Here is a 21,828-nt window from a genome sequence, read left to right on the forward strand (position 1 = left end):
AGCTCGTCCACCAGCTCCAACAGCTCGGCCACCAGGTCACCCTGACAGCCTCACCCTGAGTCATTTTCGACTCAGTATTAGCCCACTTGATGGAGGAACTGTCATGAAACTCAGCAGCGAACGCATCCTGACCACGCACACCGGCAGCCTGCCCCGACCGGCCGGGTTGGCCGAGCTGATCCGGGCCCGGGAACAGGAGACCCTCTCAGTCGCGGACGCCGAGCACCTGCCCGACCGGATCGCGGACGCAGTTAGCGTGGTCGTCGACCATCAGGCCCGGGTCGGGCTGGATGTGATCAGCGACGGCGAGATGAGCAAGATCGGGTACGCCACCTACGTCAAGGAACGCCTCACCGGTTTCGACGTGGACGTTGCCGTGCCTGAGTGCGGCGGCCTGTCGATTGCCGATCTGGACGACTACCCTGGCATGGCCGAACGTTCCCTGGCCGGCTTGGAGACCGCGACACCCACCTGTACCGGCCCGATCAGCTACACCGGCAGCGCCTTGCTCGATACCGACCTGGCCAGCTTCGCAGCCGGCGTCGGTTCAATCTCAGCAGGATCGGGTCAGCCGGCCGAGCGGTTCATGAATGCCGCTTCACCTGGAGTGATCGCACTCTATCTTCCGAACCAGTTCTATGCCGGCCTGGATGAGTACCTGTTCGCGTTGGCCGAAGCGATGAGGGTCGAGTACGAGGCGATCACCGCAGCCGGGCTGGTCCTGCAGATCGACGCCCCGGATCTGGCGATGGGTCGGCACATCCAGTACACGCACCTGTCCGAGCAGGGATTCCTGGACCGGCTGCGCGTACACGTTGAGGCGGTCAACCACGCGCTCCGCAATATCGATCCGGCGAGGGTGCGGGTGCACCTGTGCTGGGGTAACTACCAGGGCCCGCACCACAAGGACGTCGGCCTGGACGTCATCCTGGACACGATCCTTCAGCTTAAGGCCGACGGACTGGTGTTCGAGGCCGCCAATCACCGCCACGCACATGAATGGCAGGTGCTGGCCGACGCGAAGATCCCCGAGCAGAAGGTCCTCATCCCGGGTGTCATCGACACCTCCAGCGTCTACATCGAACACCCCGAACTCATCGCCCAGCGCATCACCCGCTTCGCCGACATCGTCGGCCGCGAGCGCGTCATCCCCGGAACCGACTGCGGCTTCGCGTCCTTCGCTACCTTCCTCGCCGTCGACGAGAGCCTGGCCTGGGCGAAACTCGAATCCCTCACCGCCGGCGCTCGACTGGCCAGCGATCGGCTGTGGTCATGACCCGCACCACCCCGACCCACAGCACGACCGAGCGCTACGCGGCGCTGCCGGTGCTCGACCTGCGTGAGTTCGACCCTGGCGCTGATCCCGCGGTGCGCGGCCTGTTCCTTGAGCGGCTGCGCGAGACCTGCCATGACGTGGGTTTCCTCTACCTGGTGGGGCACGGCGTCGATGACACCCTGTTCCGGGAGGTCGAGGAGGTCACCCGAGCGTTCTTCGCTCTGCCCGAAGCTGATCGAATGTCGATCGCGATGACCCGGTCGCCACACTTCCGTGGCTACACCCCACTGGGTGGTGAACTCACGAACGGTCGGGCCGACCGGCGCGAGGAGATCGACCTCGGCCCGGAACGCCCCACCCCGGCACTGACGGTTGCCGATCCGCCATGGCGGCGGCTACTCGGTCCGAACCAGTGGCCAGTCGCAATACCGCAGTTCCGCGCCACGATGTTCACCTGGCACGAGCAGATGGACACCGTCGGGCACCGCCTGCTGCGTGCCCTCGCGACTAGCCTCGGTCAACCTGACGACCAGTTCGACAGCTGGGTCGACCCAGACCCTGAGGCCACCATCAAAGCCATCCACTATCCTCCATCCGGACCTGGCGGCGATCAGCAAGGCGTTGGCACCCACCGCGACTTCGGGCTGCTCACCTTCGTCCTGCAAGACGCCGTCGGTGGACTGCAGGTGGAGCGCGACGGGTGCTTCCTCGACGTCCCGCACCTGCCCGGCGCCCTGGTCGTCAATCTCGGCGAAATGCTGCAGCTCGCCACCCACGGCTACCTCAAGGCCACCGTCCACCGCGTCATCAGCCCGCCCGCTGGCATGCAGCGATTCTCGGTCATCTACTTCTTCAACCCGCGCCTGGACGCCACCCTCACTCCCATCGACCTGCCGGCCGAACTCGCTACCCAGGCAACGGGCGGACACAGTGCTGACCCGGACAACCCCATCCTCGCCACCTACGGCGAGAACATCCTCAAGGTGCGGCTGCGCGCCCACGCCGACGTCGCGCAACTCCACCACGCAGATTTGCTCGCCGCCGAGAACTGACCAGATCCACCGGCGCATCGCGACGCGCCTTCGGGCTCGCCCACGCGCCCCGTCGCCCATGCGCCTCACGGCCCCCACGGCCCCCACGGCGCCCAGTCATCCCCCGGACAGAAAGGAATTTGAACGCCATGTCAAGCCGCTGCGGTAGCGGGCTGTGGCACGGTCGGTGTGAACGTCCGGCCGTCGCGCAGCAGCGCCCACAGGACGTCGACCATGCGGCGAGCGAGAGCGAGCAGTGCTTGGATGTGGATCAGCCGCTCGTGGCGTTTGCGGTCGTAGAAGGTCCTCGACGGCCCTGGTACGCGGATGCTGGACAGGGCCGCCATGAAGAACACCCGCCGCAGCCTGCGGTTGTAACGCTTGGGGCGGCGCAGGTTCCCGGTGACGCGGCCGGAGTCACGGGCGACGGGCACGAGTCCCGCGTAGGAGGCCAGACCTCCGGCGGTCGTGAACCCGGCAAGGCTGCCACCGGTGACCACGACGAACTCCGCACCGAGGATCGGCCCGATCCCGGGCAGCGGCTCGATGATCTCCGCTTTGGGATGGATCCGGAACCGGCTGGTGATCAGCTTGTCGTTGTCCTTGATCTGCCGATCGAGATCCAGCAGGTAGGAAGCCAGCCGTGCGACGAGCACAGCGGTAGTGACCTCACCGGGAAGCCGCACCGTCTGCGCCTCGGCGGCCACTGCCGAGGCCGCCATGGCGAGGATGCCCTTGGGCCAGACGCCGTTCTCCCGCAGGAAAGCCGCGACGCCGCCCTCGCCTGCCGTGCGGATCGCCTGCGGGGTCTGGAAACCGGTGAGCAGGACCAACGCGGAACGGGTCGAGTAGTCGAAGGCGCGTTCCAGCGCAGGGAAGATGCCAGTCAGCAGGTCGCGGAGCCGGTTCACGCCGCGCGCCCAGTCCGCCATCAGATCCTCGCGGTGTGCGGTCAGACGGGGCAGCTCGACCACCAGATCGTCGGTGACGGTCACAGGGGTCAGATCAGCGCGCATCCGGGCGGTTTCGGCGATCACACGGGCGTCCTTGGCGTCGGACTTGCTCTCCCCGCGGAACACCCCGGCCATCCGGTTGACGACCCGGCCGGGCACGTAGACCACCTGCTGCCCACTCGCCACCAGCACCGCTGTCAGCAGCGCCGCGGCGCTGCCGGTCAGATCGATCGCCCAGCGCACCTCGCCGGCGACCTGCCCGGCGCGGGTGACGAGCTGCTCGATCACGGCCTGGTCGTTGGCCACCTTCCGCGAGAACACCACCTTGCCGGCCGCTTCCATCGCGCACGCGTGATGCGTCGCCTTGCCCACATCCACACCGACCCAGACCAGCGGCCGATCCACTACGCCCGTACTCCTGTTATCGCAGGTCAACCCCACGGACAGCCCCGCCAGCAGGTCCCTTAACAGCGACGGTCCGCATCAGATCTGAATCAGCGGCCAGGGCGTCCAGAGCGACGGGGCGGCCATTCCTTCCGAGCCGCCGTGCGGCAGACACGCCACAAGCCACACCCCATCACCCCGGGCATCCGGGGCACCACCCCGAACAACATCGACCTTAGGGACCTCGCCATGACCGTTGATGCCCCGCCCACATCGGTGGCAACGCATGTACCGCTACAGACCGAGGCCGAGGCCCCGCCCGACCCGCCGGTCACGAACCCGCTGCGAGGCAACCCCGGCATCGTCGGCATCCCGATTACCATCGCTGGCGCGCTCGGACTCGGCTTTGTCGACGCCGGCTACGTGCCCGCCGAGGCCGCCGCCGCCGGCATCCCGACCATCCTCGCCGCAACCTCGATCGGGCTGCTACTGGCTACCGTCTGGGCCGCCGTGCTCGGGCAAAACGCATCGGCCAGCCTGTTCGCCGTCTTCTTCGGCTTCTACGCCAGCTACGCCGCGCTCGCCCTCGGACTCACGCACAACTGGTACGGCATCCCCGATGACCAGATCGTGCACACGCAAGCCATCTGGCTGATCTGCTGGCTAGTCACCATTGCCATGCTCACTCTGGTCACCATACGGCTGCCTTGGAGCTTCACCCTACTCCTCGGCCTGGTCGACGTCGCCCTCCTCCTGCTGCTCGTCGGCACCCTGGATGCCAACACCACCCTTGTCCATCTCGGCGGGTACGTGGTCTTCGCCTTCGTCGCCGTCGCCGTCTACCTGTATGTCGATCTTATGTGGAGCGAGACCGGTGGTCGCGGACTTCCTCTCGGTAGACCTCTCGTATCCTGACTCAATCGCTGTAACAAAGTTGCATCGCGAAGTCTATTCATGATATATGAGTTTCATAAACGTTACGGTTTACCGGCCCTTTGGAGGATCACGTTGCTGGTCGACCCTCTTGACCTCGCGACTTGGCGGGGCAGCGGCGTTCTTCTCATGGGCGGCTTCCTCGGCCCGGAGCGCCTGCGGGAGGTCAGGCGCTGGGTCGATGAGATCGAGGCTTTGCCGGGCGGCGAGGATGGTCTGCTGCAGTATGACGAGACCACCGGGGACGGGTTCTCGGTGCGCTGCCGCACCGAGAACATCGTGCCCTGCCATGACGGTATGCGTGCCCTGCTCACCCGGGGCGCGCTGATCGACATTGCCAGCACGTTGCTCGGCGAGCCCGCCGTCCTCTACAAAGAAAAGATCAACTACAAGCAATCCGGCGGTGCCGGGTTCGCCCCGCACCAGGACGCGCCCGCCTACCCCTTTGTCCGGTGCACCATCACCTGCATGATCGCTATCGACGATTCCACCACCGACAACGGCTGTCTGGACATCGTCGAAGGCATGCACCACGACCCCCTGCCTACCGATGATGTCGGCTGCATCCCCGCTTATCTCGCCGAGATCCTCCCATGGAAATCCGTCCCAGTCCGCGCTGGGTCGCTGCTCTGGTTCAACTGGTACGTTCCTCACCGCTCCGGAGCCAACATCTCACCCCATCGTCGCCGGGCCATCTACCTCACCTACAACGCAGCCTCCGACGGTGACCATCGCCACCACTACTACCAGGAAAAGCGGCACCGCCTCGCCGCCGGCACCGACCGAATCAGCCTCATCGGCCACTTCACCGGCGACAGCCACGTCAGCACCCAGGACACCCAGGAATCTGTATGAATACCGACAGGCTCCTCCACGGCACCTTCACTGACGCGGACGAGTTCTGCGACGAACTGTTCGCCTACCTCACCGCCGTTGGCCAAAGTCAATACGACGAAACCGTCACCCAACTCGAACACGCCCGGCAAACCGCCGCTCTCGCCGAAGCCGACGGCTACGACCAGCCTGCACAGGTCGCCGCGCTGCTGCACGACATCGGCCATCTCCTCCTCGACGAACACGACGCGCACCGCGACTTCCTCGTCGAAGACCTCCATCACGAAATTGTCGGAGCACGTTACCTGACCCGATGGTTCGGCCCCGATCTCGGCGCTCCGGCGGCGCTGCACGTCAAAGCCAAGCGCTATCTCGTGGCCACCGACCCTGCCTACGCCAACAGCCTGTCCGAGGCCTCTACCCGAAGCCTACGCGTCCAAGGTGGCCCGATGACTGGTAAAGAAGTCGATGACTTCCTTCGCCTGCAACATGCCGACCTCGCCCTCGCGTTGCGTCGGTGGGATGACAACGCCAAGCGAGTCAACGTCGCAGTACCGGAACTTGGCCATTGGCGTCCGGCTGTCTGCCGGTGCGTAAGAGCCTGTTTGGAATCTTGATCTATTTCACGACCTCGACCGTGGTGGCGAGGACGTCTTTCGCCCACCCGACGAGGGTGCCGGAAAGCCCGCGTCGGTGAACAGGTGCCGGCAGTGGCGGTGATCGAAGTAGAGGTCGACCAGCAGCTGGCGGGCGCCGCGGCGGTCCTGGACGCTGGCCGGGACGACGAGCACGACCAGCAGGAGCCCGAGGGTGTCGGTGATGACGAACCGCTTACGGCAGTCTCACTGCCCCGCTGGTGCTTCCTGACGGGTCGTTTCAGGCCCGAAACCGGGGAACCCCACAAGGGTCGTTATGTTTAGCTGAGCATAAACCGCCTAATGAGCAGCGCTGGATTATGCGCAGTGCTGGCCTGTCGGGCCTGGTGAGGGCCCGACCGGGGCTTGAGTGCTGCGCATAACACGCCGACGATCACTGATCGGCGGTTCGGCATGGTGCCGGGCTGGTTTGATCGGATGAGGTGAGCCCCGTTTCCCGGACACCTGCGTAGTAGGAACCTTATCCGGCTTATGCGGCATCCGCAATGGTGAGAGGTCGTCGAACCTGCGACGAGGGTCGTCACCGGCCCAACGGTGCAGCTTGGCCTGGATCTCCAGTACCCGGCGTTCCGCCTCAAATAGAGCGGCCGCCGGTTCGTCGGTGTTCACCGACGACCTCCTGGCGTTCCAGCACGTCCACCGCCGACTTGCTGGCCCCCTTCGCCATGCGCGGGCCTCTCGCCCGCTCGGACTTCTACGGGGCCTCCGCCCCGTCCCGCGCCTTTGACAGACGACGTGTCTATCCCGCTACTCGGGGTGGCTCCCGGGAAAAGGGAACGACACGGGACAGTTCCCGTGTTCACTGAGAATCGATCGACCAGTCCGGCATCCAGCTTTGCCCCGGCAGCATCGCCACGGTTACGCCGCAGGCTTTCACCGTGGCCTCCCCACCGACACGCCAAGTCGGCTACGGAGTCGGCCCGCCCGCCAGGCGGACCGTGCACTGCATCCCGGCCTATCCACCAGATTTAAGCCGGTGCCACGCTTACGGAGCTTTACCACTGGTTCCTCTCGTACACCCTCTGGTCTCGCTCGCCGGACCCGGCCCGTCTGGCAGTCCCGAGCAGTCCCAGCTTTGTCAGCGCTGCTTCCCGCCCTCCCCGGCGTCTCCCGGGTCGGACTGCGCTCAGCTCCCACCGGACTGCTGCGACAGCCCAGCGAGGAGGTCTCGCACCTCCTTCGATCCTCAGCATCTCACGGCGCAAACAAGATCTGCGCCAGATCGTGTGAACATGAAAACGGAAGGTGAGCGTTATGTGATGGCGGCCTTACTTTCTGAAATGCTGTGCGGGAGATGGAGGGTGCGGCGCTCCTTCGTAGCGAGCACCGTGAGGCCCTTCGGAGTCGCCCTGCGGGGGGAGGCTCCAAACCACCCAGCGGTGCCTTAGCTGAAGACTGTGGTATTGAACGGTCTGGGAAAAGCCCGGGTGAACCCGGGCAGGTAGGGATCGGTAAGATGAGCGAAAGGGTGTAAGCCTACTGCCGTCTGAAGCGTCGCAACTGATTTAGATGACGTCGAAACCAGGGTCTGATCTGCATCCTGGGATGAGCTCGGGGGATACCCGTTTACTGCCCGGGTGGCGTCCGGCGTAGAGGTGGCATCAGACCGATCTGCTGCTCTCGTACGGAACATGTGAACGCGTGCGGCGAAAGTGACTACGGCCGGGTTGGTCGGAGGCGAGAAGGGACGCGCCAAGCGGCGGAATCCGCAAGGAGCAGGTACCGGTTGCGAAGCGCGCGGGCGGACCTTCCCGAGTAGCTATGAAAGCCGGATTTTCGCGGTCGGGTTGGAGCCAAGGGGAAGGGCTGCGTGGAACACAAGTGCGCGCAACCGTCTTAAGGGGAGGATGCGTGTGAGTGGACCAGCATCGCGGGGCAAGTCGTTCAAGGTCCCCAAACAGCTGGTGTGGGATGCCTGGCTGAAAGTGAAGGAAAACGGTGGGGCACCTGGGGTCGACGGTGTGACGGTTGAGCAGTTCGAGGCGAACGTGAAAGACCGCCTGTATGTGCTGTGGAACCGCATGTCGTCGGGGTCGTACTTCCCCGGGCCTGTCCGGGCGATGGAGATTCCAAAGAACGACGGGAAAGGAGGGGTAAGGGTCCTAGGTATTCCCAACGTGGCAGATCGCGTAGCGCAGACGGTGCTGAAGCTGGCCCTGGAGCCGACGGTCGAGCCGGTGTTCCACCGGAACTCGTTCGGATACAGACCAGGCCGCTCGCAGCGCCAAGCACTCGAGGTCTGCCGCAAGCGGTGCTGGTCGCATGACTGGGTCGTCGACCTGGACGTGCGGAAATTCTTCGACACAGTGCCATGGGAACAGTTGCTCAAGGCGGTGGCGTACCACACGGACCAGAAATGGGTCCTGATCTACGTGGAACGCTGCCTGAAAGCGCCGATGAAGCATGCCGACGGAACCCTGGAAGAAAGAACCATGGGCACGGTTCAGGGTGGTCCATTCTCCCCGCTAGCGGCCAACATCTATCTGCACTGGGGCCTTGACGCCTGGATGGCGCGCGAGTTCCCGGCCGTTCCTTTCGAGCGGTGGGCGGACGATGTTGTGTTTCACTGTGTAAGCCTGGAGCAGGCCAAGGAAGTACGGGACGCGGTGGCGGCAAGGCTGGTCGAAGTCGGGTTAGAAGCTCACCCCGACAAGACCCGGATCGTGTACTGCAAGGACAGCAACCGTGGCGGCGACCATGAAAACACGTCGTTCACGTTCCTGTCCTACACCTTCCGGCCACGAGTAGCGTGGAACAAGACCCAGAAGAAGCGCTTCACCAGCTTCATCCCGGGTGCCGCGCCGGATCGGGTGACTTCGTTCAGCCGCGAAATGCACGACCTGAGACTGCACAGGCGAACGAACCTGACACTGGATCAACTCGCCGCAAACATCAACCCGAGAGTGGCGGGCTGGATGGCGTATTTCACCATGTTCTATCCGAGCGTGGTGCTCCCCGTCGGCAGGCGCATTGACAGCCATCTCGTGCGCTGGGCCAGGAAGAAGTACAAACGACTGACAGGAAGTGGCTTCGGACATGGCATCGAGCGCCAGATGTACGCGGCATCGAGCACCATTCGATCTTACGGTGAAGATCGAATGTCGGTGAGTTCGAGCGCCACCCGCGGGCCGGGGTGCCGGTGGTGCTGGCGTGGCCCGGGCTGTGGCATCTGTGTGGTGCGCCCGGTCCCGACCGCGACGCGGCGGTGGGAGTATCGGCGGTACTACTCGCCGTAAAGAGGCTGCTATGGCGTCGCAGGCCGACCGGGTCGCGTTGTTCGCGGCGATTCGCCGTGATCTCCGTGATGGAATGTCGAGCCGGGCGATCGCGCAGAAGTATCGGGTGAGCCGGCACACGGTGGCCGCGGCCGCGGCGTCGGCGTGGCCGGAGCCACGGAAGAAACCACCGCCGCGTGGAAGCCGGCTGGACGAGTACGCGGCTGTGATCGATGAGATGTTGCGCGCGGATCTGGACGCACCCCGCAAGCAGCGGCACACGGCGACGCGTATCACGGATCGACTGGTGGCGGAGCATGGGGCGGTCGGAGTGACCTATCGGATGGTGCGGCTCTACGTCTCCGAGCGACGCCCACAGATCTGGGCGGAGGCAGGACGTGGACCGCAGCGTGGTTTCATCATCCAATCACACCAGCCCGGAATGGAAGCGGAGGTCGATTTCGGGGAGGTCGCGATCCGGCTCCGCGGAGAGCTGGTGAAGTGCGCGTTGTTCTCACTCCGGATGTCGTATTCAGGAAAATCGGTTCACCGGGTTTTCTCCTCGGCCGGGCAGGAAGCTTTCCTGGAAGGGCATGTCCACGCGTTCGACGTGCTCGGTGGAGTACCGCGAGGGAAGATCCGGTACGACAACCTCAAGGCGGCGGTCGCGACCGTGCTCGGCCCGGACCGGGGCCGGGTCGAGGCGGCGCGGTGGACCGCGTTCCGGTCGCACTACGGCGTCGAGGCGTTCTACTGCCGGCCCGGACTCGACGGGGCCCACGAGAAAGGCGGCGTCGAGGGCGACATCGGCTGGTTCCGCCGCAACCACCTGGTCCCGGTGCCCGAGGTCGATTCCCTCGCCGAACTGAACGGGATGATCGACCGCTGGGACACCGAGGACGACGGCCGGCGGATCGGAGCCAGAGCGCGCACCGTCGCTGACGACTTCGCCACCGAGGCGCCGCTGCTGGCCCCGCTACCCGACGAACGGTTCCCCACGGCGCTGGTCGCCACGGTCCGGGTCGACCGCTACGCCCAGGTCATGGTCCGCACGAACCGCTACTCGGTGCCCGCCCGGCTGATCGGCCGGCGGTTACGCGTCGAGGCCGGCGCCTCCGAGATCGTCATCTACGACGGCCGGGCCGAGGTCGCCCGCCACGAACGGCTGTCCGGCCGGATGTCGACACGGCTCGAACTCGACCACTACCTGGAGATCCTGCTCCGCAAACCCGGTGCTTTGCCCGGCGCGACGGTCCTCGAACAGGCCCGCGCCGCGGGGAAGTTCACCCCGGTCCACGACGCCTGGTGGGCCGCCGCCCGCAAGACCCACGGCGATGCCGAGGGCACCCGCGCGTTGATCGGGGTACTCCTGCTCGGCCGACACCTGCCCGCCGAGCACCTCGTCGCCGGCCTGGCCACCGCGCTACGCGCTGGCGCACTGACCGTCGACGCGGTCGCGCTGGAAGCACGCAAGGCCGCCGAAGCCGACCAGCATCCCCCAGCCGACGAACCCCCGACCGCCACCGGTCCGAAGGCCACCGTCAGTTCCCTGACCGTCCGCCGGCTCACCGCGCTGCCGTCGGACACCCGGCCCCTGCCCTCCGTCGCCGCCTACGACCAGCTGCTGCGCCATCCACGTCCCGGAGCAGGAGGAACCTCATGACCGCCACCCGCCCCCGTGGCATGACCGACCAGGCCGCCGAAGCCGCGATCGACCAGGCCTGCCGCCTGCTACGCCTACCCACGATCCGCCGCCAGTTCCCCGACCTCACCCAGGCCGCGACCCGCGAACAGATGACCTACCTGGGATTCCTCGCGGAACTCCTCCTCGCTGAATGCGACGACCGTGACCGGCGCCGCTCCGACCGGCAGATCAAAGCCGCCGGGTTCCCCCGCACGAAAGCACTGCGCGAGTTCGACTACACCGCCAACCCCCACGTCGATCCCGCCACCATCCACACCCTCGCCGCCTGCGACTGGGTCACCAAAGGCCAGCCCCTCTGCCTCATCGGAGATTCCGGAACCGGGAAATCCCATCTCCTCATCGCGCTCGGCACCGAAGCCGCGATGAAAGGCCACCGTGTCCGCTACACCCTCGCGACGAAACTCGTGAACGAACTCGTCGAGGCCGCCGACGAGAAACAACTCACCAAAACCATCGCCCGCTACGGCCGCGTCGATCTTCTCTGCATCGACGAACTCGGCTACATGGAACTCGACCGCCACGGCGCCGAACTCCTCTTCCAGGTCCTCACCGAACGCGAAGAGAAGAACAGCGTCGCGATCGCCTCCAACGAAAGCTTCGGCGGCTGGACAAAAACCTTCACCGACCCCCGCCTCTGCGCCGCGATCGTCGACCGGCTCACCTTCGGCGGCACCATCATCGAGACCGGCACCCAGTCCTACCGGCTCGCCCACACCCGCGCCCGCGCCACCCCCAACAGCCCACCCCAGAACTGACGCCCAGACCCCCCACCGTCGGTGGCGCTCACTCTCACCGACACGACCCACCAGCCCTCCACGACCGGCGCTCACTCCCACCGCCAAACGGTGCCCACTCCCAGCGTCACAGCCAGACAGGAAGCGAGCACAGGGCGCGGGCATGGCTCAGCGGCGTCCGGGAACGGGCCCCTGACCTGTTTGCGCACTGGGCGTTGCGGTACTGACCGTCCCGTGGGGCGGTGCGGACGCCGACGGCTACGGCCAACCTCCGTGGGATGAGCTACAACCCGTGGCGAGTCCGTGTTGTGCGGCAAGAGCCGGATGAGCCGAGAGGTTCACGTCCGGATCCGTGGGCGCCTGGGGGCGAAACTCCCCCGGGCGACCCGACCCACTTCCACCTTCATAGCCACCCGGCAGAAGAACGCCAGCCCCCACACCGTCGCCGCCTACCGTGACACCTGCCGGCTCCTACTCGCCTTCGCCCAGAGCACGACCGGCACACAGCACAGCCAGCTCAGCCTCGCTGACCCGAACGCCACGCTCATCGGCGAGTTCCTTCATCACCTTGAACAACAGCCTGGGAACGGAACCGCCACCCGCAACGCCCGCCTGGCCGCGATCCACTCCCTGTTCACCTACGCCGCCCCCAGAACTCCCGAGCACGCCGCCGTGATCAGCCAGGTTCTGGCGATCCCACCGCGGCGGCGCGAACGGGCGATCGTCAGCTACCTCACCACCGAGGAGATCGATGCGCTGGTCGCGGCACCCGACCGCAGCACCTGGCACGGCCGCCGCGACCTGTCCCTGCTTCTGCTCGACGTCCAGACCGGGCTGCGCGTCTCCGAGCTCACCGGCCTGACCAGGCACGACGACGTTGACGGTGGCCTTCAGATACTCGGTCTGGTGGCGATCCTCTCGGCCGGCCGCGGGTGAGCCCTTGCATCCGCCTTCGACCCAAGGGCTGTTTGCCGGTACCCCTGGCTGGATCAGGGCTTCTTATCGTGGGGCAAAGGCGGCCTGGTGACTGGGACCACGCGCAGGAGCCTTTCCAAACCGGCGTAGTCGTCGGGGTTGGTGGTAAACAGCGGAAGACCCTCCGCGATCGCCGTGGCGGCAATCATCAGGTCCGCGATCCGGCGCCGCGGCTTGCGACCCGCAGCGACGACAGCCGCGGACGCCCGGCCGTAGACCCGCGCGGTCTCGGCGTCGAACGGGATCGGGTCGAACTCGTTCTCAACGCGCTGGAGGATGTCCATCCGCCGGGCGCGTTCCTCATGCTCGTCGTACAGGTCCTGCTCGTCGTTGCGGCGGACCTGGTGCGGCCCGGCGGACAGCTCCGCGAGCGTCACCACGCTGATCGCCATCTCGTCTGGAAGCTCAGCAACGCTGACCCAGCCGCGCAGTATAAGGATGTTGGTGTCCAACAGGCCCTGCCGGACGGGCTCAGTGGTCATAGGCGCTCGTCGCCTCGTGGTCAGCCGCCGCCTCCTGGTCGGAGCGGAACGCATCAGGATCAACCGCAGGGGCGTTGCGCGACATCGCGGCGAACTCCTGCCGAGAGATGAACCGGCGTCGACGCCGGATCGGGACGAGCTGCCCGATCTGATGGCCATCCCGCGTGACCGTGAATGTCTGCCCATGCTCGACAGCGTCCATGATCTCCCGCGACCTTGACCGCAGGTCCCGCTGCGTGATCTCAGGACTACTCACTTTGACAGCGTAGCACCCCGTGGCACGCCGTGCCGCGACGGAGCCTTGAGGTCGTGAATCCAGGTTCACTGGCCGCTGATCTCGGTGCGTTAAGCACGCTTGGCGGTCGAAGGAGACCGGGGCAAGGACGTCAGCACTCGCGTCCTCCGGGCGAGATGTCGGCGAGAGCCAGTCGAAAGCCGTGCTGGGTCCGCAGAAGTTACAGCGCGTGGTGCGGCGTGGGGTGGACCGCGACGGCGGCACCAGGGCCGGGAGCCTGAGCTCAGCTCAGCAGGCGGGTAAGGCTGGCCTCGAGGTGGGGGAATCCGACGCGTTCCTGCTCGAGTCGGATCGCGGCGCCGTAGGTGCCCGCGACGAGGTCGTCGTGCAGGGCGGCCTCCGCCGGGGTGAGGTGGGAAAGGGGGCCGCGGGCCTGGGTGGGTTCACGAACCCACTGCTCGGGATGGGCCAGCAGCGTGGCGCGGTCCATGAGGAACGACTCGACGGTGGGGGCCGTGGCGCGCAGCCGGTCGAGGATCGCGAAACCGTGGGTGTCGAGGTCGCCCCAGTAGTAGACGCGGCGGGCGGAAAGCCAGGGGAGCGCGGCGAAGGCCGTGAAACCATAACCGCCGCCGAAGACCGCGATCGCGTCGGGCACGGCTGGGAACGCCAGGTAGGTGATTTCGTTCTCCAGGACGAACACGGTGCCGACGTCGGCTGCGGCGGCTTCGAGACTGTCGAGCCGCACGGTCATTTCGGGGACACCTGGCAGCCGGGGCGGGGTCGCGCCGAGTGTTCGGAATCGGACGTAGAGCGGTGGTATCCGGAAGCCGTACCGCCGGGCGAACTGCGCTTTCGGAACCGTCTGGTCGATCGTGTCGGCGGGAAGAACAACGTCGAGAAGGTCGGCGAGCACCGCCCGGTGGGTCTCGATGAACTTGGTGTCGACGCCCGGCACGGGAACCTGTCGCAGGTACCGGCTGTGGCCTCGCTCGCTGACCAGCCAGCGCACCGTCGCGAGAACTCGCGTCCACTCGGCGTCCGGCTGATGCGCGAGCACTCGCAGGGGATGGGCGTTCATCCAGTTCACGAGCATCGCCGCGTGTGCGCCCGTCGGAACCGAGTCCCGGAGCTGGGTGAACCGGCGCACCTCGGCGGTCACCTGGAGAAGCCGCCAGAGCGCTTCCCAGCCGCCGTCGACGACAAGCCGGGCGGGTAGCTCGTTCGCGCCGATGCTGCGACGGCCGACCGATTTCATCACGAGCTGCAGGTCAGCCGAGCGGTCCACCACGGCGAGCCATTCCTGGCGCCAGGCGCGGACCTCGTCGAACCGGTCGGTGAGGTCGCGGCCCACCGGCCCACGCAGAGTCACGTCAACCGGATGGAACGGCTGGCCCGCGGCCCATGCGGCGAGCAGTTGTCCGTCGTCCCAGCGGCGGCGCAGATGTGTGCGTACGTCGGCGAGCGTCGTCCATCCGACCGCCCGTCTCCGGGTCACCGGACGGTCACGAGTTCAGCCGCGAGCCGGTGCGCGCGGCGCGCCCGATACTCCACGACGGTCAGGTTCTGCAGGCGGGAGTAGCTGCCCGACTGGTTGTCGACGAAGCCGACGGACGAGACGTACTGCTCGATGACGTGGATCTTCTGCAAGGGTGTGACGATCAGCAGCTGCAGTCCGAGCCGCGCGAACAGGCCCAGGGCGAACCGGGTCGACCCGTCGGAGCCGCGGCCGAACGCCTCGTCGATGACGACGAACCGGAATGTCCGCGGGCCGGAGTCGAGCCTGAACTGGTAGGCCAGTGAGGCGGCGAGGATTGTGTAGGCGAGCTTCTCCTTCTGGCCGCCGGACTTGCCGCCGGAGTCGCTGTAGTGCTCGCGCTCGGTGTCGTCGGCCGCCGAGCGTTCCGACGCGGAGAAGACGAACCAGTTGCGGACGTCGGTGACCCGGCGGGTCCAGACCCGGTCGGCGTCGGTCTGGCCCTCTCTGCCGCGCAGCCGCTCGACGATCCGGCTGACCTGAAGGAACTTCTCCTCGGAGTACTGGTCCGACTCGCCCCCGGATCCGAGCGAGCCTTCGGTACACGCGCGCAGGTCTGCGCGGAACTGCCGAACCTCCATATTCGGGGTGTCTTCGAGCTCGAGGCGGATGAAGGTACCCGCGTTGTACTCGATGGACGTCAGCGACGCGTTGATGATCTCGGCCCGTGTACGGATCTGTTCGCGCTGCTCGAGCAGCTTGGCCTGGAACATCGCGATGTCGCGGATCGTGTTGGTGTTCAGGTAGTTCTTGAACTCCTGCTCGAAGCGGGGCAGATCATCACGGATCAGCCGGGTGTGCAGCTCGCGGTACCCACCGATGGCGGCCACCGACGCATCCAGCTCCACGGTCTCCAGCGGGTACCCCTGGCGGAATCTCCCCATCTTCGCCACGACCCGTTGCCCGGCCCGCGCGCGCCGCTCCGCCACCTGCCGGGACTCCGTCCGGATCGCGTCGTCGAGGTCGCGCCCGGCGTCGGCCCAGTCGAGGGGAGTCGTCGGCGGCGGCGTCGGAAGCCGCTCGCCGAGGCTGGCGAAGCTGGCGCATGCCAGCGCGTACGCGGGTAACGCGGTCAGCGCCTCGGACCGGGCGAACTCGGTCTCGGCGTTGGACTGGCGCGTCGTGAGACCGCCGACGCGCTCGCGCATCGCGTCGCCGTCCCGCACCGCCGCCGCGAGGTCGCGCCGGACCCTCTCGAGCCGGTGGTCGATCGCGGCGAGCTCCGCGGACGCGGCGACGAGCTGGGCTTTCTCCGCCCGCAACGCGTCGAGTTCGGCGGCGGCCGAACGCCAGTCGATCTCGAGCCATGCCCGGGTCTCGCCGAGCAGGCTCAGATCGAGCTCCTGGCGGCCGAGCGCGGCGATGTCCTTGGTGAGCTTCTCGCGACGCCCGGCTATCGCGGTCAGGTCCGTCTGGACCTGCGTCGCGCGGGCGATGATCGCGGCGATCTTCTGCTCGTTGCTCCATCCCAGGACGTACTTCGTCCGGTCGTCGACCCGCCACCGGTCGTCCTTCTCATGGCGGCCGCCGGTGTGCTTGATCTGCCCGGCGCGGGTGACCGCCTTCGTCGCCCGGCGGAAGTCGTCGAGGCTGTCGACGCAGGCGTAGTCGGCGCGGACCTCCAGCTCGCGGCGCAGCCACGGGAGGAACGGCGAATCCGCCTTCAGGTCGAGGCGGTCGACGAGCAGCACGTCGCCGCCGGTGAACTGCTGCTGCCGCGGCGGCGGCGCCTGCGGGATGCGGAAGTAGATCAGCCGCGCTCGCAGATGGTTGCGGTCGATCCACTCCGATGCCGCCCGGTAGTGCCGCTCCGGCACGAGGAGAGACAGGCCGAAGCCGCGCAGCAGCCGCTCGGCCGCGCCCTCCCAGGCACGGTGCTCGGACGAGACCTGGATCAGCTCGGCCGCGAACGGAAGGTCGCCGGCGTCAAGCCCGGTCTCGGCGCACAACCGGCGACGCAGGTCCAGGCTCTGCGCCGGGATGTTGCTGCGACGCTGCCGAAGGCTGGCGATCTCCTCACCCAGCAGATCCGACTCCGCCCGGCGGGCCGCGAGCTGGACGTCCAGCTCGGAACGACGCGTTTCGAGCGTGCCGCGCTCCTCGGCGAGCCGGCTGGCCAGGGCGGCAAACTCGCGGCGGCGCTCGTCGAACCGAGCCTCGTCGACGACGGCCGCCAGGCCGAGCGTCGCGAGTCGACCCTCGAAGATCTCGGCCTTGGCCGCTCGCTGGGCGCGTTCCCTGCCCGCGCGTTCCAGGTCCTTCTCGATCTCGCCGAGCCGGCCACCGCCGAGGCCCGCGCGCTGCAGTTGCAGCCGGACGTCCTCGTCACGCAAAGTGGTGACCTGCTGGTCCAACCGGGCGGCCTCGCCACGGCCCGCCGTGATCCGGACGCCCAGCTGCGCCAGCTCACCACGTAGGAACGTCGCGGTCCTGTCGGCGACGAAGTAGCGCACGGCGCCGGCCTCGGCGCCCAGCGCCTGCTCCCGCTCTCCAAGGGCGTCGTACTCGTCGCAGTCGGCGAGTAGCGGGGTGAGCATCGCCAGCTGGTCGCGTGCGCGCCGGACGGCGGTGTGCGCCCTGGTCAGATCTTCGAAGTGGGCCACCACCTCGTCGATCCGCCGCTGGACGTCCTGCTTCTCCAGCATGTGCGACCGGACGAACTCGTTCAGGTCGCCGACCGACTTCATCGACACGGTCTGGTGGAACAGCTCCATCGCCTGGTCGGACTCGATGCCGAGCAGCCGGCGAAAGGTCCGACCGTAGGCCGGGAACTCGTCGTTGACCTCCGCGCCGGATTTTCGCAGCCGGCGTTTGAGCGCGGTGATGTCCGCGCCGAAGTCGCCGAAGTCGGCCGCGAGCGTAAGGTGGCGTCCGGCCGTGACGAAGAACCGCCTTGGCTGCCCCGGCTCGTCGGCTGCCTGCCAGAACACCTGCGCGAGGCTGACGGTGGCGTCCACGGCCTCGTTGACAAACACCCCGAGCAGCACCGAGTATGTCGTCCCGTCGGTGCGCAGCCCGACCGGGCGGGATCCACCGGTGGACTCGTTGCGCTCGGACTTGTAGTGGCCCTCGACGTAGGAGCGCAGCGTGCGCTCGCGAGCCTCGGCGCCGGCGGCCCGATTGTAGGAGATCCGCTGGGCGGGCAGCAGAAGCGTGGTGACCGCGTCGACGATCGTCGACTTACCGGAGCCGATGTCGCCGGTGAGCAGCGCGTTGTCGCCACCGACCCGCAGCGTCCAGACCCGCTGGTGAAACGTCCCCCAGTTGAGGACTTCCAGCCGGTCGAGCCGGAATCCGACACGGCCAGGCGCGGGCTCGGTCTCCTCGGCTGGAGCCGCTGGTCGCGTCGTCACGCGGTCTCCTCGGTGGGGCCGGCCAGCGACGCCGCGTACCGGGCGAGGCCCTCGTCGAATCCAGAAAGCCACTGCGCGTCCACGAACGCCTTCAGAATCCGGCGCACCTCGAAGGTCTCCTCGGAGCCCGGCAGCTTGCGCAGGAATCCTAGGTCGACGGCCTTCCCGAGGTGAGTGTCGATCTCGTCGACGAGCCGGGCCTCGTTGCGCCCCGCCGGCAGGAACATGCGCATCATCTCGACGACGTCGGCGCGCGCGAGCACGAGCCTGGTGTCGGCGTTGTCGGTGTCGAACTCGGCGAGCCGCTTGCGCAGCAGAGCCAGCAGCAGACTGACGGGGAACGACAGCGCCCGCCGCGCGATCAGCCGGGGCGGCCCGTCCTGCGCCTCGTCGTCCGGCCGCGAGCGCAGAAAGGCATAGCCCTCGGCCTCGTCGACGATGACCTGCAGTCCGATGACGTCGACGTAGTCGCTCACCTGGGCCCGCAGACCGAGCAGGTGACGCCACACCTTGTCGTGCTGGTCCCGGTAGACGGGACCCTTCATCAGGCTGGTCAGGACCAGAGGAAGATCCAGCTCGGCGCGCGGTGCCGCGCCCCGCGCGGAACCACGAGCAGACGCGGCGTCAGTCATCCCTGCGCTCCTCACCGTCATCGTTCGCGTCGGGGGCCACGGCGGCGAATCCAGCGCGGACGAAGGTCACCCTGGGCACGGTGGCGACGCGGGTGCCATCGTCGTCGTCCCAGCTCAGCTCGTCCGTGTTGTCCTCATCAAAGACCACGGTGAATCCGTCGCCGCTGAGCGATAGATACGTGACCAGCTCGGCGAGCCCCCGCCGCAGCGGCCGGTCGGCGACCAACGAGGTCAGCGTGACCCGCGGTCGGCTGGTCAGCGCGTCGCGCACCGCCCCGCCCAGCTCCGCCGGGTCGACGTAGACCTGCTCATAGAGCGCGTCGGACTCGAAGTCACCTTCTCCGGCCGTGATGCCGTCGCTGTCGACCGCGGTCCGGCGTTTCGGCGTGTACAGCCGTCGTTCCATCGGCAGCACGAGCCGGGGCGCGGTCTCCTCCAGTTCGGCTCCCGGCAGCGGCCCGGCGGCGTCGCGCAGTTGGAGGGCGTGCGCCTCGATGCCACGAAGGATTTCCCCGATTCGGCGGTTCTCCAGCCAGACCCGGTCGTCCAGGAACCGGCGCAGCTGCGCGGACAGCAACCGGACGGTCGCCTGGGTGCGTTCACCCGCCGCCAGCCAGTCGTAGTGGATGTCGCGCAGCCGCTCGTCGGCTCCGGCGAGTGCGTCCAGTCCCAGAACCTGGTCGAGCAGCGCCTTGAACTCCGCCTGCCGGTCAGCCGAGAGCAGGAAGTCGTAGAACGCGCCGAAGCTCCTGCCCTGGTCCGAGTCGGTGATGCTGCCCCGGCTGCTGAGCACCTCGTCGAGCAGCTCGCCCTTCGCGCCGTTGAAGGAGGCGATCTGGACCCGCAGGGCCCGATCGAGCTCGCGGAAGTTCGTCTCGACCTGGCGGAAGTCCGCCAGCAGCTCACGTGCCATGTCGCCGAACTGCTGGAACCGGTCCCGCTGGGCGGAGGGGTCGAGCATGTCGAGCTCGCCTCGGCTGACCCGCTCGATCTCCCGGTCGAGCGCGTCGCGGCGCAGCCGCAGCTCCGTGAGCCGCCGTTCGGGGTCGGTCTCGGTACCCAACGCCATCTGGCGCAGCAGGTCGAACAGCGTGTTCAGCCGCGACTCCGTGCCGACGAACGCCCTGGAACGCAGGCTGGACAGGAACGACACGGCCTGCTCGAGTGCCGGCGTGGCGTCGAAATGCGGCTCGTCCGAGCCAGGCGGGTAGAACCGCCGAAGCCAGCCGTGCTCGGTCGCCGACCAGTCGTCCAAGTACGCCTTGGCGGCCCGCGGATAGGTACCGGCGCCCAACCGCTGATTGAGCGCATACAGAGTGTCGTCGAGCCGGTCGACCAACGCCGACGCCGCGATCTCCCGCACATTCTCCGCCACGAACACCCGGGCCAGGAAGCTGACGACGAGTGGGGCGTGATCGGCCCGCAGCAGCCGCCACGCCGCATGCCGACGCAACAGGTCAACGGTGTCGTAGTCGAGCGAGCCGTCCACTGACGTGTCCACCACCACCCCCGAAAATCAGATCTGATGGTAGGCGAGGGGTGCGACAGAACTCCCGGCCCCACCCGGCGAGCTTGACCCCTGATCAGCGACACCGTGACGGGAGCGTCTCGTCACGGGCCGCGGGTCTGATGGCTGGCGTCGCGGGCGCCGAGGTGTCAGGGCGCGCAGGGGGCTGCCAGATCCGGGCGGTCGTGGCTGCCGTCGGTGGCGGCGAACGATAGAACGCGTAGCTGCTCGGGGAGGTCGGACTGCTCGGTGTGCCAGCGGACCCAGTCGGGGATCAGGGTGTGCGCCGCGGCGGTGACGCGGTCGTCGATCCAGTCGCTCATCACGGCGCGCAGATGACGGACGCGGTGCGGCGAGACGGCGTTCCAGGTCCCGGGGAGCGCGCCCTCGATCCACTCGTAGGCGATCGCGGCGACTGCTTCCGTGTCCGGCTTGGCGTCGTGCTGGTCTACGTACCAGGCGGTGAAGTCCTCGATCAACGGCTCCGTGTCGAGATCACGGTAGAGGCTCCGGGGCCGGGGCAGTGGCGTGCCACGGCGCCGGAAATGGTCTGACAGATCACGCAGACGACGGTTGGCACGGAACCAGTTGTCCAGTGCCGAATCGGACTCCCCGCCGTGCAGGATGTTGTCGTCATAGTCGGCGTACGCCAGCACCGCCACCTCGTCGGCTGTCTCGACCCGCCGCGGTCGCGCGCCGTCGGCTGACACCCCCGCGAACGACCGCCAGGCCGCGGCGGACTCGGACACGTCGGCATATGTGCCGGCGTTGAGGACGGTGACGGGCCCGCAGGCGTCGATGTCGAGGAGGAACACCACCGGGTCGCTCTTGTCGGACGAGAGGCCCGCGATGATCCCGAACCGGCTTCCGTACGCGTCCCGCAGCAGCCAGACCTCGCCCGGCGCGACTCTGGGCACCAGTCGTAGCCACGGCGGCTGGCTGGCGCCACCCGCCCGGGCGACGGCCGCGGACAGCTTCCTGATCGAACCCGTCGGGGCGGACGCAAGCGCCGGCGTGCCAATAGCGGCCAGGCCGTGCAGCAGTCGCCACGGACCGACCCAGTTGTCCCCACCGCGGTCGAGGTCTTCGCGGACCTCTGCCGCGAGCGCCTCGGAGACCTTCGCGTACCACCAGTCGAACCGCAGACCCCGCCCGTGCTCCCGCACCGCTCGGCGGACCTGTGCGCCGACCAGCGCGACCGTAGCCTCCTCCAGCGCGCGGGGGCTCTCCGCGGCCAGGACCGCCTCACTGCCGCCGACAACCGCCGCGACCGCCGGCCCGAACCACTCCGGTTCCTCTCGCGGACCGCCCAGCAGGTCGGCGAGTACCGCCGCTGGCGAACCAGACCACGGCACGCCTGGGGACGCCAGAGCGGCACCCGGCCGT

The 21,828-nt window shown here is 67.6% G+C and carries 19 protein-coding genes; 10 read left to right on the plus strand and 9 right to left on the minus strand.

What is annotated here, in order from left to right; all coding sequences use genetic code 11:
* The first annotated feature begins 103 nt into the window (after positions 1-103).
* Both AWX74_RS28000 and AWX74_RS28005 read left to right on the plus strand, forming a co-directional pair.
* Positions 104-1,276, plus strand: coding sequence for a cobalamin-independent methionine synthase II family protein (locus AWX74_RS28000; RefSeq protein WP_054571119.1), 1,173 nt, complete (start codon positions 104-106; stop codon positions 1,274-1,276).
* The gene (locus AWX74_RS28005) at positions 1,273-2,328 is read left to right on the plus strand and encodes an isopenicillin N synthase family dioxygenase (protein WP_054571143.1); all 1,056 of its coding nucleotides are present in this window, start codon (positions 1,273-1,275) and stop codon (positions 2,326-2,328) included. Before AWX74_RS28000 ends, AWX74_RS28005 begins: the two co-directional genes overlap by 4 nt.
* 131 nt (positions 2,329-2,459) lie before the next feature.
* Here AWX74_RS28005 and AWX74_RS28010 read toward each other — a convergent pair whose 3' ends face one another.
* Positions 2,460-3,665, minus strand: a complete 1,206-nt coding sequence (locus tag AWX74_RS28010) for an IS110 family RNA-guided transposase (protein WP_054571118.1) — start codon at positions 3,663-3,665, stop codon at positions 2,460-2,462.
* A 228-nt stretch (positions 3,666-3,893) separates the two neighbouring features.
* On the opposite strand from AWX74_RS28010, the gene AWX74_RS28015 reads away from it, so the two are divergent.
* From AWX74_RS28015 to AWX74_RS28025, 3 genes are all read left to right on the plus strand, one after another.
* A complete protein-coding gene (locus AWX74_RS28015; protein ID WP_054571117.1) occupies positions 3,894-4,559 on the plus strand; it encodes a GPR1/FUN34/YaaH family transporter in 666 nt (221 codons plus the stop codon).
* A gap of 93 nt (positions 4,560-4,652) precedes the next feature.
* Entirely contained in the window at positions 4,653-5,432 is a 780-nt protein-coding gene (locus AWX74_RS28020) for a phytanoyl-CoA dioxygenase family protein (protein ID WP_054571116.1), read from the plus strand.
* A complete protein-coding gene (locus AWX74_RS28025) occupies positions 5,429-6,028 on the plus strand; it encodes a phosphonate degradation HD-domain oxygenase (RefSeq protein ID WP_054571115.1) in 600 nt (199 codons plus the stop codon). The genes AWX74_RS28020 and AWX74_RS28025 overlap by 4 nt, the downstream gene beginning before the upstream one ends.
* A gap of 6 nt (positions 6,029-6,034) precedes the next feature.
* Here AWX74_RS28025 and AWX74_RS42665 read toward each other — a convergent pair whose 3' ends face one another.
* Positions 6,035-6,202: a hypothetical protein gene (locus AWX74_RS42665; protein WP_369812949.1), complete on the minus strand. Its 168-nt coding sequence runs from the start codon at positions 6,200-6,202 to the stop codon at positions 6,035-6,037.
* Between AWX74_RS42665 and AWX74_RS42670 the strand changes: the two genes are divergently transcribed.
* The 5 genes from AWX74_RS42670 to AWX74_RS28055 all read left to right on the plus strand — a co-directional run bounded on the left by AWX74_RS42670 (position 6,122) and on the right by AWX74_RS28055 (position 12,657).
* The gene (locus tag AWX74_RS42670) at positions 6,122-6,331 is read left to right on the plus strand and encodes a hypothetical protein (RefSeq protein WP_054571114.1); all 210 of its coding nucleotides are present in this window, start codon (positions 6,122-6,124) and stop codon (positions 6,329-6,331) included. The genes AWX74_RS42665 and AWX74_RS42670 overlap by 81 nt on opposite strands.
* A gap of 1,589 nt (positions 6,332-7,920) precedes the next feature.
* Positions 7,921-9,303 (plus strand): group II intron reverse transcriptase/maturase, encoded by a 1,383-nt coding sequence (ltrA, locus tag AWX74_RS28040; RefSeq protein ID WP_235498449.1) that lies wholly within the window; start codon positions 7,921-7,923, stop codon positions 9,301-9,303.
* Between the two features lie 10 nt (positions 9,304-9,313).
* Complete coding sequence (istA, locus tag AWX74_RS28045) at positions 9,314-10,945, plus strand: IS21 family transposase (RefSeq protein ID WP_054571113.1); 1,632 nt, start codon at positions 9,314-9,316, stop codon at positions 10,943-10,945.
* A complete protein-coding gene (istB, locus tag AWX74_RS28050) occupies positions 10,942-11,742 on the plus strand; it encodes an IS21-like element helper ATPase IstB (protein ID WP_054571112.1) in 801 nt (266 codons plus the stop codon). Before istA ends, istB begins: the two co-directional genes overlap by 4 nt.
* 303 nt (positions 11,743-12,045) lie before the next feature.
* Complete coding sequence (locus AWX74_RS28055; RefSeq protein WP_226931201.1) at positions 12,046-12,657, plus strand: tyrosine-type recombinase/integrase; 612 nt, start codon at positions 12,046-12,048, stop codon at positions 12,655-12,657.
* A gap of 53 nt (positions 12,658-12,710) precedes the next feature.
* On the opposite strand, the gene AWX74_RS28060 is transcribed toward AWX74_RS28055, so the two are convergent.
* The 7 genes from AWX74_RS28060 to AWX74_RS28090 all read right to left on the minus strand — a co-directional run bounded on the left by AWX74_RS28060 (position 12,711) and on the right by AWX74_RS28090 (position 21,797).
* Positions 12,711-13,178, minus strand: coding sequence for a type II toxin-antitoxin system VapC family toxin (locus AWX74_RS28060; protein ID WP_054571111.1), 468 nt, complete (start codon positions 13,176-13,178; stop codon positions 12,711-12,713).
* Positions 13,168-13,434: a type II toxin-antitoxin system Phd/YefM family antitoxin gene (locus tag AWX74_RS28065; RefSeq protein ID WP_200931449.1), complete on the minus strand. Its 267-nt coding sequence runs from the start codon at positions 13,432-13,434 to the stop codon at positions 13,168-13,170. Before AWX74_RS28065 ends, AWX74_RS28060 begins: the two co-directional genes overlap by 11 nt.
* A gap of 262 nt (positions 13,435-13,696) precedes the next feature.
* Positions 13,697-14,911, minus strand: a complete 1,215-nt coding sequence (locus tag AWX74_RS28070) for a Wadjet anti-phage system protein JetD domain-containing protein (RefSeq protein WP_054571109.1) — start codon at positions 14,909-14,911, stop codon at positions 13,697-13,699.
* Positions 14,908-18,303: an ATP-binding protein gene (locus AWX74_RS28075; RefSeq protein ID WP_054571108.1), complete on the minus strand. Its 3,396-nt coding sequence runs from the start codon at positions 18,301-18,303 to the stop codon at positions 14,908-14,910. The genes AWX74_RS28070 and AWX74_RS28075 overlap by 4 nt, the downstream gene beginning before the upstream one ends.
* Positions 18,300-18,935, minus strand: a complete 636-nt coding sequence (locus AWX74_RS28080; RefSeq protein WP_054571107.1) for a DUF4194 domain-containing protein — start codon at positions 18,933-18,935, stop codon at positions 18,300-18,302. The genes AWX74_RS28075 and AWX74_RS28080 overlap by 4 nt, the downstream gene beginning before the upstream one ends.
* Positions 18,928-20,436, minus strand: a complete 1,509-nt coding sequence (locus tag AWX74_RS28085; protein WP_235498448.1) for a DUF3375 domain-containing protein — start codon at positions 20,434-20,436, stop codon at positions 18,928-18,930. The genes AWX74_RS28080 and AWX74_RS28085 overlap by 8 nt, the downstream gene beginning before the upstream one ends.
* A gap of 155 nt (positions 20,437-20,591) precedes the next feature.
* The gene (locus AWX74_RS28090; RefSeq protein ID WP_054571106.1) at positions 20,592-21,797 is read right to left on the minus strand and encodes a hypothetical protein; all 1,206 of its coding nucleotides are present in this window, start codon (positions 21,795-21,797) and stop codon (positions 20,592-20,594) included.
* Positions 21,798-21,828: the final 31 nt, after the last annotated feature.

The sequence above is a fragment of the Parafrankia irregularis genome (genome assembly GCF_001536285.1).
In the GTDB taxonomy this organism is placed as follows: Bacteria; Actinomycetota; Actinomycetes; order Frankiales; family Frankiaceae; genus Parafrankia; species Parafrankia irregularis.

What these genes read in the sequence shown, in the direction of transcription:
- AWX74_RS28000 (WP_054571119.1), top strand. Translation starts at nt 104, where the DNA reads ATGAAACTCAGCAGCGAACGCATCCTGACCACGCACACCGGCAGCCTG.
- AWX74_RS28005 (WP_054571143.1), top strand. Translation starts at nt 1,273, where the DNA reads ATGACCCGCACCACCCCGACCCACAGCACGACCGAGCGCTACGCGGCG.
- AWX74_RS28015 (WP_054571117.1), top strand. Translation starts at nt 3,894, where the DNA reads ATGACCGTTGATGCCCCGCCCACATCGGTGGCAACGCATGTACCGCTA.
- AWX74_RS28025 (WP_054571115.1), top strand. Translation starts at nt 5,429, where the DNA reads ATGAATACCGACAGGCTCCTCCACGGCACCTTCACTGACGCGGACGAG.
- istA (WP_054571113.1), top strand. Translation starts at nt 9,314, where the DNA reads ATGGCGTCGCAGGCCGACCGGGTCGCGTTGTTCGCGGCGATTCGCCGT.
- istB (WP_054571112.1), top strand. Translation starts at nt 10,942, where the DNA reads ATGACCGCCACCCGCCCCCGTGGCATGACCGACCAGGCCGCCGAAGCC.
- AWX74_RS28055 (WP_226931201.1), top strand. Translation starts at nt 12,046, where the DNA reads ATGAGCCGAGAGGTTCACGTCCGGATCCGTGGGCGCCTGGGGGCGAAA.
- AWX74_RS28060 (WP_054571111.1), bottom strand. Translation starts at nt 13,178, where the DNA reads ATGACCACTGAGCCCGTCCGGCAGGGCCTGTTGGACACCAACATCCTT.
- AWX74_RS28080 (WP_054571107.1), bottom strand. Translation starts at nt 18,935, where the DNA reads ATGACTGACGCCGCGTCTGCTCGTGGTTCCGCGCGGGGCGCGGCACCG.